This window comes from Dyella sp. ASV21, assembly GCF_016428975.1.
GTDB lineage: Bacteria > Pseudomonadota > Gammaproteobacteria > Xanthomonadales > Rhodanobacteraceae > Dyella.
Genome location: NZ_JAELTT010000167.1, coordinates 1 through 547, shown reverse-complemented (window position 1 = coordinate 547; position 547 = coordinate 1). Strand labels below are relative to the sequence as shown.

Genomic DNA, 547 nt, shown 5'->3' with positions numbered 1-547 from the left:
TGGTTTCACCGCCGCTGCGGATATAGGACTGCACTTCGCGCAGCTTTTGGTCCAGCTCCTTCACCACGTCCGGCACGCGTTTGGTGCCTTCTTGCTTGAGCCAGGTCATGCCGCGTGACACTTGATCCAGCCGGCGCCCCAAGCTTTCCGGCATGTGCATGTATTGGCGGATCGCGGTGATGTTTTCCACGATGGCGCCGGTATAGTGATTGAGTGCGTCGACCATCGTGGCCTGGTAGTCGGCAAAGCGCAGCTTGAGCAGCCATTGCTCGGCATTGCCCCGGCCGATGTGGTTGAGTACCTCCACAATGTTCTTGGCAAGCTTGGCGGTGCCCTCGCCGGTGCGCACCGCACTGACGATGAGTCGGCCAACACCCTTGGCTACGCCACCCAATACCGGTATCAGCGCGAGCAGCAATACAAACAGCAGCACCCATTCCCAGGTGTCGTTGCGCTTTTGCGGCTCGTCGATCAAGCCCATGGACACCGCGATCAGATCGCGCACCGCGGTGGCGTCGCCCAGCAGCGGCACCATGCCGATCAAGGC

At 61.2% G+C, this 547-nt stretch carries 1 pseudogene; it reads right to left on the bottom strand.

The features are described 5' to 3' along the window. Positions 1 to 547: pseudogene (locus tag JHD67_RS21425) on the bottom strand (hypothetical protein); the annotation flags it as partial.